This window comes from Allobosea lupini, from assembly GCF_900109525.1.
Taxonomy (GTDB): domain Bacteria; phylum Pseudomonadota; class Alphaproteobacteria; order Rhizobiales; family Beijerinckiaceae; genus Allobosea; species Allobosea lupini.
The window spans coordinates 141,677-155,055 of record NZ_FOAN01000008.1; the positions used below are offsets into that span (position 1 = coordinate 141,677).

Here is a 13,379-nt window from a genome sequence, read left to right on the forward strand (position 1 = left end):
TTCGACAGTCTCGGAAAGGGCTCTGATCCTAGCGCCCCGCGGACGGGATGCGTCAATCGCAGTCGCGATGCTTGGCGAGGCAGGCACCATTGCTCAGGCTTGCGGATCGATCCTCGACCTGATCGGGGAACTTGATGTGGGCGCTGGTGTCGTGGTGGTCACTGAGGAAGCGTTGGCAACCTCGGACCTGGGCCCTTTGGCTGCCTGGATCGCAGACCAGCAGGAATGGTCCGACATGCCCTTCGTGCTCCTGACAGGCCACGGTGGCGGGTTGGAGCGAAACCCGGCAGCGCGCCGATATCTTGACGTACTCGGCAATACCACTTTTCTCGAACGCCCGTTTCACCCCACCACATTGGTGAGTCTGGTCCGCGCCGCCTTACGTGGCCGCAGGCGACAGTATGAGGCGCGGGCGCGCGTCGACGAGCTGCGCTTCCTCGCAGAATTGGACGAGGCCATGCGAGGCGCACGCGATGCGCGGGCGGCAATGCTGACGGCTGCCACTCTCCTCGCAAACCGCCTGGGCGCGTCCCGATGCGCCTATGCGGACGTCGACGTCGACAATGATCGCTTCTTCATCCGCAACGACTACGCCGCGCCCGAGATCGCAAGCTCGGCTGGCACTTACAGCCTCGACCTGTTCGGTCCCCGCGCCGCTGCCGACATGCGAGGTGGGAATATTCTGGTCGTCCGCGACGTCGCCGCTGAGCTTGCTTCCGGCGAGGGACGCGAGATGTTCCTGGCGATCAATATCTCCGCGATCGTGTGCTGCCCGCTGGTAAAAGGCGGTCGCCTGGTCGCCATGATGGCAGTCCACCAAAGCCATCCGCGCGACTGGCAATCGCGTGAAATTGCCCTCGTTCAGTTAGTCGTCGAGCGCTGCTGGTCGCATATCGAGCGAGTCGGCGCCGAGGCCCGGCTTCGCGAGAGCGAGGAGCGCCTTCGGCTGGCGACCGAGCACGCCGACATCGGTTTCTGGGACGTGGATCCCGTCAACGATCAGCTCCTATGGCCTGCTCGCGTCAAAGCCATGTTTGGAATCTCAGCGGACGTCCCCGTCACTATGCAGGATTTCTACGAAGGACTGCATCCGGACGACCTCGAGGCGACGGGCTCCGCCTATGTCGCCGCCGCGGACCCGGCGCGCCGCGCGCTCTACGACGTGGAATACCGCACGATCGGCAAGGAAGACGGCGTGCTGCGCTGGGTGGCGGCGAAGGGGCGAGGCGTATTCGAGGGCAACCGTTGCATACGAGTGCTTGGCACGGCCATTGACATAACCGCGCGCAAGGCGATCGAGGAGCAGCTTCGCCACCTTAACGAGACCTTGGAGCAAAGGGTCGTCAATGAGGTTGCGGAGCGGACCAAGGCCGAAGACGCGCTGCGCCAGGCGCAGAAGATGGAGGCGGTCGGGCAGCTGACGGGTGGCGTCGCCCACGACTTCAACAACCTTCTGACCATCATAAAGAGCTCCACAGACCTGATGCGTCGGCCGAACCTCCCGGAGGAACGTCGGCGCCGGTACGTGGATGCCATCTCCGACACGGTGGACCGAGCCGCCAAGCTCACCGGTCAGCTCCTGGCCTTTGCGCGCCGCCAGTCACTGAAGCCGGAGGTGTTCGAGCCCGGCGTCCGCATCCGCGCCATCGCCGAAATGCTCCGGACCATCATGGGATCGCGCGTCGAGATCATCGCCGATATCCGTGCGGAAGACTGCTTCGTCGAGGCCGACATCAGTCAGTTTGAGACGGCCCTCGTTAATATGGCCGTGAATGCGCGCGACGCGATGGACGGTGAAGGCACCCTGACGATTGCCGTAGAGGACCTTTCGCGGATGCCGCCTATCCGCGGCCATGCCGGGGGAGCGGGACCGTTCATCGCGGTGTCGCTCTCCGATACCGGCATGGGCATCCCGTCCGAAAAACTCTCCCAGATCTTCGAGCCGTTCTACACAACAAAAGAGGTCGGCAAGGGAACGGGCCTCGGGCTTTCGCAGGTCTTCGGCTTCGCCAAACAGTCAGGCGGCGACATCGACGTCGAAAGTACGGTCGGGGCCGGAACCCGGTTCACGCTTTATTTGCCGCGGGTGGAACGTCGACCGGAAGCAGAAAGCGAGCACGACGAAGCACGGCTTGCGACCATCAGCGGCGGAAGCGGCCAGCGCGTGCTGGTCGTCGAGGACAACGTGGACGTGGGGACCTTCTCGACGCAGCTCCTGAGCGATCTCGGCTATGAGACGACATGGGCCGCCAATGGCAACGAGGCGCTGAAGATCCTCGCCGAGGTCCACCGTTTCGACGCGGTGTTTTCCGATGTCGTCATGCCTGGCATGAGCGGCGTGGAGCTCGGTCTGGAGATCCAGAAGCGCCATCCCGGCCTCCCAGTCGTGCTCACGTCAGGGTACAGCCACATCCTCGCCGAGGAAGGCCGGCACGGCTTCGAACTGTTGAAGAAGCCCTATGCCGTCGAGGACCTGTCCCGGATACTGCGCTCAGTCACTCGAGCCAGGCCGAAAAATCGGCAAGACGGTACCTGAACGCCCACGCGTTACAGCTTGCCAGAGGATTAGTCGGGCAGACAGGCCCGAAGCACCTGTTCGACGTGCTCGATTGTGTAAGGCTTCGCCAGCACACGGCATCCGCTTGGCAGATCAGGCGCGCTGCCGCCGTAGCCCGTCGCGACGATGACGGGGACGCCCTTTCCGATGAGCGCCTCGATCAATGGATGCGACATGGTCCCGTTCAGGTTCAGGTCGACAATGGCGGCATCGCAAGTGTTCGTCCCAATTAAGCTTTGGGCCTGAGCGATATTGTGTGCCGGTCCGACGACGCTGCACCCCAAATCGGTCAGCAGGTCATCAAGCACCATGGCGATCATCGGTTCGTCCTCAACGACCAGGATCGCTTTACCTTTCAGCATCGATTGTCTCTAAATTCCTTGGCGAAAGGCTTCACCTACCCGCTCCAACGACGGTCCTGGGATTTCGCATGAAACCTGCTCTCCCGTCTACGGCGGTCGGACAGCACGGGAGCATCCTCGCTTCTGTGTCACAGCCTGGCTGTGAAAAACGGAGCCAGTTGCCGGCCGCGAGGTCAACGCCAGCGACTTACAGCTTGCAATTAATGCAGCGTATCTCCTGCGACAGCGTGGTGCATAGCTCCCGTTGCTAGATCGCCGTCAGGGTTCAGGAGCCAGCGAGCAACTAATTGGCTCCTTAATTTTCGGAGGCGGGCGTGTGAAGGCGCACATGCTGGCGCGCTTGGCGATACTGCTGGCCGCAAAGGCCCTCAGTGCAGCTTCTGGCTGTGGGAGTCGCGGCGGCCCAGGCTATCGTGGGCCGAGTGGCAAATGCCTAGGATGGGATCAATTAGCGCGGGTGTGCGGCTCGTCTCCCAGCGAGCGCTGTACCCCGGAGGGCGTTGATGGCCTAGCAGACGGGCATTCGATGCAGCAGCAAAGGCTCATCGACGAACGAAACCACCGAAAGCGACCCCAGGCAAGCGGTTCACTTAGAATGCCTTGAGCACTCGCCGCTCTGCTAATCACAGCTCTTTGCGATCGGCGTCGCGACTCCGGCACTCGTTCGCCTCGCCGTCTAGTTGAATGCGCGCTTCGATCAACGCTGTTCCGAGAACATATGCGATGGTCCCATAACCCTGCGCTTGAGCATCGGAGACGAGAGCCTTGATCCGACCGACAAGGTCATCGACGCGCCGAAGCCGAACGCGAGGGACGCCCGATCCCATCTTGACGGCGTCGACCATAGCAAGAGCCTCCCCTAGTCAGGGTACTCTCGCGCGAGCCGCTCATACAAGGCCTCGTCCGCGGCATCGGCGGACTGAGCCGCGGCGATGTCATCGGCTGGCACCGACCGACCGGCAAAGCAGCGGCGGAACGCATAGGCCGCCCGCTCATCCGAGAAACGCACCCTGAGCAAGCCGGATGATCCGAGCACCGAGCCAACCTCGGCGTCGATCTCCCATTCTGAAAGCCATGCCTCGATCTTGCGAAGCTTTGAATGGAAGCGGTCGCGGTCCACTTCAACCACGACATGATGCGTGCGAGCGTCGCTCATCGGCATCTCCCCGAGGATAAATCTGCAATCAATCCCCGGCCTCTGCGGCGGGTGCATAATCGCTCCAGCATAGGGAGCACGCAACATGCCAATCTCGATTAGCTATCGCCCCACCGATCGCCTCGGCTTCTCGCTCAGCCTGCGCGATGCGATAGCGCTTATCTTTTGGTGGCTCTGATCGCTATGCGCTCGATCGCTGCGGTCATGCTCAAAGGGCTTTCTTTCGCAAGATCCAATCCCATCCCTTCAGCAGTACCGGGAGCGAGCGCCGAAGAGCTGTTCGAACGCTGGATACGCCGGTCTGAGGAGGAAACGGCAGCGCGGCGACCGCTGATCCCTGATCGCCGACCATAACGAGATCATCGAGGCCCTAGTGAAGGCATGACACTAAACATACTCACGGCTGAAGAAGACTCGCTGAGGCCCGCTTGCAGGTTGAGGAAGTCGGCACGGTTTCCATCGTCCTGGGCCGCTAATTGCGCAGCGACTGCGTCGAGCCAGACGACCTCTCAAAGCAGGCCGAACAACCAAAGGCCAGCGACCCAAGCCGCTGCAATGATCGCCGTGGTTCCATGGCGATAGAGGCCCCGCCGCCAGCGCGGCCGTCAGCCGCTCACGTCCCGCGAAATTGTCTCGGCCAGTCTGCTCCAAGTGGCCCATCAAAGCAGCGTCGCCTGCGTCGACTTTTCAGCTAGGGCGGCAAGCACCTCCGCAGATCCATCCTTCTTGGCGCCGCGGGCAACAATAGTCAGCGAGCCGTCCGGTAGCGGGCGCTGGAGGGCACTCGCCTGGTCCCACGGCGCAGTCATCCAGGCGGCGCATTCCTCCGGCGTCGTCAGGATCACCGGCATCGCCTTCGGATGTATCGCCTTGACTTCGGCATTCGGTTCGGTGGTCAGGAAGGCAAACAAGTCAGCCTCGACCTCGCCTTCCCTCACCTTGCGCACGCTCTTCCATCGCGGCGTCCAGATGCCGGCGAAGAATGCGGTCGGGCGCTCCTCGCCAAAGGCGAACCATATATCGCCGCCGGCATCGCGATTGAACTCGCTGAAGCTGGTGAACGGCACGAGGCAGCGGCTGGGCACATCGAGCCAGCGCTTCCAATGCGAGCTCGCGGTGTTGCGCACATTCGTCGTGCCGCCATCCGGCTCCATCCGCAGGAGGTGGTCGAGATCGACCGGCTTGTTCTTGGCGCGGAGCTTGTCGGCACGTTTCGTGGCGGCATCCAGCAAAGCCTTCTTCGAAGACGGCATGCCCCAGCGCGTCAGCGCCAGCCTCGCCTCACCGTCCTCGTTGCGGATGATCGGCGCCTGGTAGTCAGGAAAGATGCCCGGCCGCGGCGGCAGGTTGGCCAGGTTCGGGGCCATCGTTGAACGGCGCGAACAGCTTGCGCATCGCCTCGACGCCGCGGGTATGGCTGTAGAGATTACACATCGTCCGCCTCGCCAATGCGCCGGCGGCGATCTGGCGCGCTCGGCTCGGACGGGAGCATGTCCGCCTTGCCGCCGTCGATCAAGGTCAGGCCCGACAGGCTGGGCGGCAGGTCGGGCGGGCGCGGGCTCATCACGTCGGGGCAATCGGCGCCGCATTTGCGGCCGTACTTCTGAGGCTTCCAGCTCGGATTAAGCGGGTCATACGGACACTCCGACACGAAGGTGCGCAGGACCCGGCCAAGCGGGGCGTTGAGCCCGTACTCGATCGCCAGCACCGCCAGGCGAACCCTCGCCTCTCGAGCGCAGTAGTGACAGCGCAGGTGCACGGCCACACAGGGACAGTGCCCGATCGTCGTCGCCAGCGTCACCGGACGGCGCTCACGCTTCGTCATCGCCCGGAAGCGGCCGAGCTCCCTCCGAGAACACCCCGCGCAGGAAGCCGCGGGAGCTTATCCGATCGCCGTCTCGTGCAAGCTCTGCGAGATCGATCAGGAGCGCCCGGGTCGCAGCGCGCTCGCTGCCATGCTCCGCGATCAGATCATCGATTCCAGGCTCGATCTACATCATTGGCGACGTGTCCGGCAACGGCACGGCTGGCATGGCTTGCGTCCTCGGTATGAGAACATTATGAGAACAAGCCACATCAGGGAGTCAAGCCATGGCCACTGTCGACACATTCTTCCTGCAGCCCTTCAAGACGCATCGGAAGCGGCTGGTGCACGGCCAGCGGCTACCGGTGAAGACGAAGCATCACGCCTTGAATGAAGGCGAGCGCCTAGGCTGCACTGTAGAAGGCGTCGCCGTCATCCACGTCACCGCTGATGACGAGACAGGCGAGGTCAGCTCACTCGATGTCCTCGCGCGCCATGGCGCCATCCCGGAGGAATTCGAGGAGCAGATCAGGGCGCTTTAGCCGGTGTCTAGTCCAGCCCCGCCGGCACGACGCCCAATTGACGGGATGAGTTTGATCCTCTCGCGCAGCTACCCAGACGATCCGATCGAGGCAAACCGCGAGCACTTCTGGCGCGTGACTAGCGAGGGCGTCTACGTCGGGTCGATCGTCTATCACCCTTGGCAGCAAGTCCCCGTGTGGGGCTGGACGATCACGGTGCAGGACGTGGACCCGGATATCGGCAAGTCCGGCAGCGCGCCATCTCGCGATGAAGCAGCGGCGCAGTTCCGGCAAGCTTGGGACCGATACCGCGCATGGCTCGGTGATAAGCGCTGGCTGCAATGGATCAAGCACATGGAGCTTGTCGAGGCACGGGCGAAGTCCAAGCGCTAGAATGCACCCGTCGGCAGGAGACACTCGATGTCCGCAATGGGCGGATACTGTTGAAAAAGTCGGCTTTGAGCGAGGCGATCACGGGCGGCGATTTGCCGGCGAGCGCTTTCGCCTCCCACGTTGTCCTGATCTGAGGTCCGTTCGGCAGGAGCTTGGCGAGCTTCCTGAGGTTCTGGGCTGCGGCGGCGAGGTGGAACTCGTCTCTGGCGCCGTTGGGTCCGCGTAGTCGTAGTCGGTCGAGCCGCAGGATGCGCTTGAGATGGGCGAAGAGCATTTCGACCTTCTTCCGCTCTCGCCGCGAGGTGACATAGGCGTCGGTCTCGGCGATGTCCCTGGCCATGTCGCGAGCTGCCCTCGTGGATCGAGCGCAGGATCTTGCGAGCGGGCATGTTGGGTGAGCATTGCGGCTTCAGCAAGCAGGCGTCGCAGTCGAACTTGCTGGCGCGGTAGCGCATCACGCCCTCGCCATCGACGAGTGGTCGCTCGGTTCGATAGGCCTTCTGCCGCGGCCTGAGCTCCTTCCCGCTCGGGCAGGTGTAGAGATCGCGGGCGTGGTCATAGGCGAAGTCGGAGCGGCTGAAGGTGCCGTCGCTGCGTTGGGATTTGTCGAAGACCGGGATATGCGGCTCGATCCCGCGCTCATGCACGAGCCAGGCGAGGTTCTCGGCCGAGCCATAGGCGCTGTCGGCGGCGAGCCTCGCCGGCCAGAGGCCGAAGCGCTCCTGCGCCCGGTCGAGCATGGTTCGGGCCGAGCCGACCTTAAGCCTGCCGGATGGCGCGGCTGGCCTCGACATCGACGATGACGGCGTGATCGAGATCGATCAGGTAGTTGGTCGCATAGGCGAAGAAGGCATGGCTTTTCAGAGCTCCGGTCCATTGCGCTGCCGGATCGGAGCGCGAGACGAACTTCGGCTTGGCCTCGCTGGCTGCGCCCCAGGCGGCCTCGTCGAGCGTGTCGAGATACTCGCGCACCGAGCGCCGTGTCCGGGCGAGATCGTCCCAGTCGACCGGCTCGGACGCTTCCGCCGAGCGCTGCTTGTTCGCGTCGGCCCGGATCAAGCTGGCATCGACCGCAAAACCTTCGCCGCCGACGAGCCCCTCCGTGATGCAGCGCTGGACGGTCGTCTCGAACAGTTCGCGCAGAAGGTCGCTCTCCCGGAAACGGCCATGCCGGTTCTTCGAGAAGGTCGAATGATCAGGCACGTTGCCCTCGAGCCCGAGCCGACAGAACCAGCGATAGGCCAGGTTCAGATGCACCTCCTCGCACAGGCGGCGCTCGGAGCGGATACCGAAGCAATAGCCGATGAGCAGCATCCGGATCATCAGCTCAGGATCGACCGAGGGCCGGCCGATCTCGCTGTAGAACGGCCGCAGATGCGCCCGGATCTCCGAGAGATCGATGAACCGATCGATGGCGCGGACCCAATGATCATCCGGGACGTGACGCTCCAGGCTGAACTCGTAGAACAGAGCCTCCTGCGCCATCTGCCGCTCGCCCATCATCGCGCCGTCCTCCAATCCCGAGGACGACTGAATCAGACTTTACCACCGCGGCAATGCCGACTTTTTCAACGGTATCGGTCGGAAGCGGACGTGTCGGAAGGTCGGCTAGTACTCGTAGCCAAGCCGATTGAAACAGGGATGATCATCGGCCAATGCCTCCTCGACCAATGTTGGCATGAAGACCATTCCTCGCGTGCCGAGCGATATGGCATTCTCGCGCCGGACGTAGCGGCGTTCACCGCCGCATACCGGGAAGGTCCTCAAGGCCGCGCATGAACCACTTGCCCAGCTCGGGCCGGGCTTAGCCCTATACGGCAACAAGCGCGGTGACCAAGCGCCAATGCCGTGCTTCTGATCGTCAAATAGGTGTCCTTGCGGCAGCGGGTCGGGACGTGCCGGCGGGGATCGGGGAAGAAAAATCGGGACTTTGGAGGTAGTTGGGCTGGTCGGGGGCCCCCTAAACAACCCCGATGCGCAAGCACGGATGTCGGGACGACAACGGTAATATCCCCAGATGGGGATTGATCAGCCGGCCGCCTGCGTATGTCTCAGCAAAATAGACAAGCCGATGCGCATGGGCGCATTAGATGGGACCTGCAAGCACTGCCGCGTTAAGGGCTGGAGAAGCATTCGCGCGGCCCGAAAAGCGCGCGACTTCACGATGCATTACCGAACTGCGATCGGTCCCGCGCTCGCCTTCGGCAATCAAGCTCTGTCGAGCACCTGCAATTTTCTGACGACGATCCTGCTAACCCGCGCACTCGGTCTTGAGGCTTTCGGTCTCTACACGATGGCCTGGCTGCCGCTGCACTTTGCGATGAGCCTCCAGCTCGGCCTGATTGTTAGCCCGATGATGAGCATTGCGGAGTCGAAAGATGGTGCGGAGGCCGACGCCTATTATACCGTGGTTGGGATCCACCAGCTCATTTACGGAGCCGTCGCCGCGGCAGCAATCTTCAGCACTCTGAGCTTTGCCACAGGCACGTCGGGGCCGCTGCACGATATCGCCTTGCCGGCGGCTGTCGCCGGGGGGTGTTATCTGACCCAGGATTACTTACGGCGCTGCCTCTTCGCCCGCCGGCGCCCGGCCTGCATCTTGCTGCTCGACATCGTCAACTTTGGCCTCAGACTGGGCACCCTCACGGCGCTCTGGCACGAGGGTCTCATCGGCATCGGGAATGCGCTGTGGGTACTTGCGGCCGCAGCTGCGACCTCCGCCCTGTGCGGCCTCGGCATGGTAGGCCCCTATCGCTGGAAGCAGGATATATTTTCGGCCGTTACGCGCAGACAGTGGCAATCCGCCCGCTGGCTCGTCCTCACCGAGGCGGTACAGTGGGTGTTGGCCTATAGCGGCCTCATCGTGACGGCCGGGCTGTTCGGCCCCCGAATTCTTGGAGCCTTGCGTGTAGCCCAGAGCCTGGTTTCGGTGATGAACGTTGCCCGCGAGGCGCTTGAGAACATCCTGCCGCCGCTTGCGGCGAAGGCCTTGGCCCAGAACGGTCCACCGGCCCTTCGGCGTGTGCTCAGCTGGGCGCTGTCCGTCGTGGCTTTGATCAGCATTGCGGCGGTGTCCGGCCTTGTATTGTTCGGGCCGTGGCTACTGCACTGGCTGTATGGCGATGAGATTCTTGAATTCGGCTGGGTAATTACCTGGAGTTCGTTCGGCTTTCCAACGGCTCTGGTGACGGTCGTTCTGGCTTGCGCGTTTCGAGCTTTGGAGCAGACGCGGTCGATTTTTCTCGCAGTGCTGGCCGGGGCTTGTTTTAGCCTTGTAGCGGTCTATCCGGCGGCTTTGATGTTCAGCGTCGAAGGGTTGATTACGGTCACCCTTCTGTCGCAACTGACAGTCCTGATCGTCCTTGGGGTTTTGGTTGCAAGAATATCGGAATTGTGGGTCGGCGACCGACCTCCGCGCGCCTATTCCGCATAGAGCGGAGCTTCAGCTAGACGGCGACAACTGTAACCAAAAAGGGCCCGGCCTCGCTCGCACAGGCCCGCACTCTTAAGAGCTGCCCGTCGCCGTTTAGCGGGGTTGGGGTCGGCGAGAAGCTTGGCGCTCATGATGGGCGAACTGACCGCTTATCGACGGATGCCAAAATCAGGCGATTGGCCGCCGCCGCAGCCCTCTCGAACGCGATCCGAGCTTCATCAGCCGACCTCTTGCCGTGTACAGCGGCTGCACATGCTCCTAAGCAGACGTCAAGCCAGCCGATAGACGGCCGCCGCGTCGGCCTTCTCCCGCAGCCCCTTGAACGAGGCGTGGCGCAGCTTCTCGTCATGCGTCCAGCCGCGATAGGCGATTTCGGCCGCGAGCTTCGGTTTCACCCAGACCACGCCCTTCTTGCTGATGCCGCGCGCCGGCGGCGAGGCGGCCTTGAGCCGATCGAGCTGCTTGCGGAGCGCCATCGCGCTCGCATGCGTAAAGCCGGTGCCGACGCTGCCGACATAGGCGAGGCCGTAGTTGCCTTGAGCGGCGAGCAGAAGCCCGCCAATGCCCCCCAACGCAGCCGTTGACGGCTCATAGCCGATGATCAGGAAGGTGTCGGACTGGACGCATTTGATCTTGAGCAAGTCGCCGCCACGGCCCGAGCGATAGCGAGAATCTCGGCGCTTGGCGATGATGCCTTCCAAGCCAAACTTGCAGGCGCTTGCGAGGAACTCGGCGCCGCTCGCTTCGACCTCTTCACTCAGCCGGAGGAAGCCGCTCTCATGGTCGATCAGATCCTCAAGCCTCTGCCGCCGCTCGACCAATGTCATCCGACACAGGTCCACTCCATCGAGTAGAGCAGGTCGAAGGCATAAAGCATGGCCCGCTCGGCGCTCCGCTTGCCGCCACGGCCGCCCAGCGCCTGCTGCAGCATGCCGAAATCAGCCCGACCAGCTCCGTCCAAAACGACGGCTTCACCATCGATGATGAAACTCCTGGCGTCGAGCTCTGCAGCGGCGGCGACGATCGAGGGGAAGCGCTCGGTCCAGTCGTGCCCGCCTCGGGTAATTACCCTCGTCCCACGGTCGTCACGATGCACCGCAAGACGGTAGCCATCCCACTTCACCTCAAAGAGCCAGTCGGGCCCTTCCGGCGCTTTAGGCTTGAGAAGGGCGAGACAAGGCTGAATCCGCATTGGCATCGGATCGACAAAGAGATCCGGCTCGGCAACGCGCCGCGCCTTGACGGGCGCGCTGCGCAGCACCTCGCTAGTAGGCGCAGCCCTCAGGACGCGACGCGGCGTTGCCATACCCGACACCACTGAAACGCAACAAACTGGCGGCTCAACGACAGCCGCTCACCAGCGTTCCTAATCTGCGTAAAGATTTCGCTATCGCGCGGAACGGTCGGGACGCACGCCTGTTTCGCCAGCAGTATAGTTGCGTCGGAGATTGTCATGCGTACCCAACCGAAGCAGTCCGGGCTGACCGATAAGGTCGCGGGCAACCCGTCCTCCGCTCGTCATGAACTCTATCGCGAGCTCTGCCAGGACGAGGATGGCAACCGTTACACCGTCGTGGTCTACCGCCCCTTGCTTCAGCTGAGCGTCACCGAGTACGCCCTTGAAGACGGCACGCCTGTACGCTTCATCGACGATTGCCTGTTCGAGATCGAAGCGACCGGGCGGACGCTCACGCGATGCGAGCTCTGACTAAGCATCCTAGCCTAGTACCGACGATCTACCTCCAAAAGGTCTCGGCTCACTGCGCAGAAGTTTTCCGCAGCGATTTGATATCGCCGCCACGCCTCAATCGGCTCCTTAGCGGGCTGCATGGAACGCCATCGAGTGTGATGGGCATCGATCTCGATCAGTTCGTCTGGATCGAGCCCTGCCGATCGGCACATTGCTCGCGCAATGATCTCGACCCGCTGATCAATGCCAACCATTGCATCAACTCCGTGCTACAGCCCCCCGCGAAAGATCATCAGCCGACGCGCTCCCCCGGTTGGCGTCAACGTCAAAAGACATGGTCCAGACGAGCCACAAGCAGAAGCGCCGCGCCCAGGCTTGAAGCCCGCGATAGTTTGGCTCAAAACTGGACGAGCGGCCCACCGGTGCCGCTTTGGTAGGCGAGACCGGACATGTCAGGAAAACCCAGCACACAGGCGACGGTGATCGATGTCGTCACCATCGTCATCAGCGAAGATCCGGCCGAGGGAGCGATTATCAAGCTGGAGATTGATGGCTCGACCGATGTCGAGCTGGTCTTTGAGCCGATGACCCTGGCAAAGTTGCAAACCGCATTGACGAAGATGGATAAGGTGCAAGCAAAGGCGTCGCCAGCGCAGTAGCAGAACTCCTCGGCTCACCCCGAGATCGAAGGGGAACAAGAGGCCCAGATCAAGGTTAAGCTCGGCCGACCAGGGTCACCGAATGCGCCGCAAGTTTCCCAGCTTATTGTCCGTCGGCGCATTCGTGTTAGTGCTCGTGGTTTGCTGGCTGCTCGTTAAGTTGCCGACGCCGTTCTCACCCGAGTTCACGGGGCGTGCCATAGAAGCGGGCACGGTAGCTCCGTGATATGTGATCGGACATGGTCGAAGCGGCGGCCGCTATGCCTCTCGCCGCCATAGGCTGGGGGCGACTGGACAGCGAGAGGCACGGCGCCACTCGCGGGACGCATCTTCTTGAATATAGCACGTCAAAAAAACAGAAAACCCCCTGGCGCAAGCCGAGGGGGTTAAACGGGACGCGGGCCGGGGCGCAACACCCGGCTTGAAAGCAGACGCTGAGATGTCAGCATTCCGGTATCTCGGCTCGGCCCGAGGCCGCCGCGCGAGCGGCAGAGTAAGGTCGCTTCGTTGGGCTGGAAAGTTCGAAAGGTCTTAATCCTGTGGATGGCGGCCATCATCGAGCGCACCTTGGAACGGTCTCTCCCCGCCGGGTGTCCGGCCCCCTCAGGATGCTTGTGCTCGACGGTATCGCTCGATGGCGCGTAGGGTCAGATCGTCCTCATCCTCCGCATTCGCCACCAAGCTAGCGACAATGTAGGCGAGGCGTGTTCGCTCGCGCTCGTCGCATGGATCGGACAGTGTCGACCGAACTTCATCCCAGGCTGCGTCGAGCGCGGCACTTGCCCGGGCAAGGTTCACCGGGTC

Annotated in this window: 10 protein-coding genes and 3 pseudogenes; 6 read left to right on the forward strand and 7 right to left on the reverse strand. The window is 62.7% G+C overall.

Annotated features, from left to right (window positions below):
* Positions 1 to 67 precede the first annotated feature (67 nt).
* Positions 68 to 2,536, forward strand: a complete 2,469-nt coding sequence (locus BMZ21_RS22535; RefSeq protein ID WP_091839903.1) for an ATP-binding protein — start codon at positions 68 to 70, stop codon at positions 2,534 to 2,536.
* 29 nt (positions 2,537 to 2,565) lie between these two features.
* Here the strand turns inward: BMZ21_RS22535 and BMZ21_RS22540 are convergent, their stop codons facing one another.
* The 5 genes and pseudogenes from BMZ21_RS22540 to BMZ21_RS22560 form a co-directional block, all read right to left on the reverse strand.
* Positions 2,566 to 2,919, reverse strand: coding sequence for a response regulator (locus tag BMZ21_RS22540; protein ID WP_091839906.1), 354 nt, complete (start codon positions 2,917 to 2,919; stop codon positions 2,566 to 2,568).
* Positions 2,920 to 3,542: 623 nt separating this feature from the next.
* Positions 3,543 to 3,764: a hypothetical protein gene (locus BMZ21_RS22545; RefSeq protein ID WP_091839909.1), complete on the reverse strand. Its 222-nt coding sequence runs from the start codon at positions 3,762 to 3,764 to the stop codon at positions 3,543 to 3,545.
* A gap of 14 nt (positions 3,765 to 3,778) precedes the next feature.
* Positions 3,779 to 4,075: a hypothetical protein gene (locus BMZ21_RS22550; RefSeq protein WP_143079762.1), complete on the reverse strand. Its 297-nt coding sequence runs from the start codon at positions 4,073 to 4,075 to the stop codon at positions 3,779 to 3,781.
* 659 nt (positions 4,076 to 4,734) lie between these two features.
* Positions 4,735 to 5,509, reverse strand: a pseudogene (locus tag BMZ21_RS22555) (SOS response-associated peptidase).
* Positions 5,502 to 5,900, reverse strand: a complete 399-nt coding sequence (locus tag BMZ21_RS22560; RefSeq protein WP_091839918.1) for a hypothetical protein — start codon at positions 5,898 to 5,900, stop codon at positions 5,502 to 5,504. Before BMZ21_RS22560 ends, BMZ21_RS22555 begins: the two are co-directional and overlap by 8 nt.
* 266 nt (positions 5,901 to 6,166) lie before the next feature.
* Here BMZ21_RS22560 and BMZ21_RS22565 point away from each other — a divergent pair, with 266 nt between their 5' ends.
* The gene (locus tag BMZ21_RS22565; protein ID WP_091839920.1) at positions 6,167 to 6,421 is read left to right on the forward strand and encodes a hypothetical protein; all 255 of its coding nucleotides are present in this window, start codon (positions 6,167 to 6,169) and stop codon (positions 6,419 to 6,421) included.
* Positions 6,422 to 6,466: 45 nt separating this feature from the next.
* A complete protein-coding gene (locus tag BMZ21_RS22570) occupies positions 6,467 to 6,793 on the forward strand; it encodes a hypothetical protein (protein WP_091839933.1) in 327 nt (108 codons plus the stop codon).
* A gap of 142 nt (positions 6,794 to 6,935) precedes the next feature.
* Here BMZ21_RS22570 and BMZ21_RS22575 read toward each other — a convergent pair.
* Positions 6,936 to 8,296: pseudogene (locus BMZ21_RS22575) on the reverse strand (IS1182 family transposase); the annotation flags it as partial.
* A gap of 514 nt (positions 8,297 to 8,810) precedes the next feature.
* On the opposite strand from BMZ21_RS22575, the gene BMZ21_RS22580 reads away from it, so the two are divergent.
* The gene (locus BMZ21_RS22580; RefSeq protein WP_091839936.1) at positions 8,811 to 10,226 is read left to right on the forward strand and encodes a lipopolysaccharide biosynthesis protein; all 1,416 of its coding nucleotides are present in this window, start codon (positions 8,811 to 8,813) and stop codon (positions 10,224 to 10,226) included.
* 269 nt (positions 10,227 to 10,495) lie between these two features.
* Here BMZ21_RS22580 and ligD read toward each other — a convergent pair.
* Positions 10,496 to 11,532: pseudogene (ligD, locus tag BMZ21_RS22585) on the reverse strand (non-homologous end-joining DNA ligase).
* 147 nt (positions 11,533 to 11,679) lie between these two features.
* On the opposite strand from ligD, the gene BMZ21_RS22590 reads away from it, so the two are divergent.
* Positions 11,680 to 11,934, forward strand: coding sequence for a hypothetical protein (locus tag BMZ21_RS22590; RefSeq protein WP_091839939.1), 255 nt, complete (start codon positions 11,680 to 11,682; stop codon positions 11,932 to 11,934).
* 431 nt (positions 11,935 to 12,365) lie between these two features.
* Positions 12,366 to 12,575 (forward strand): hypothetical protein, encoded by a 210-nt coding sequence (locus BMZ21_RS22595; RefSeq protein ID WP_143079763.1) that lies wholly within the window; start codon positions 12,366 to 12,368, stop codon positions 12,573 to 12,575.
* Positions 12,576 to 13,379 lie beyond the last annotated feature (804 nt).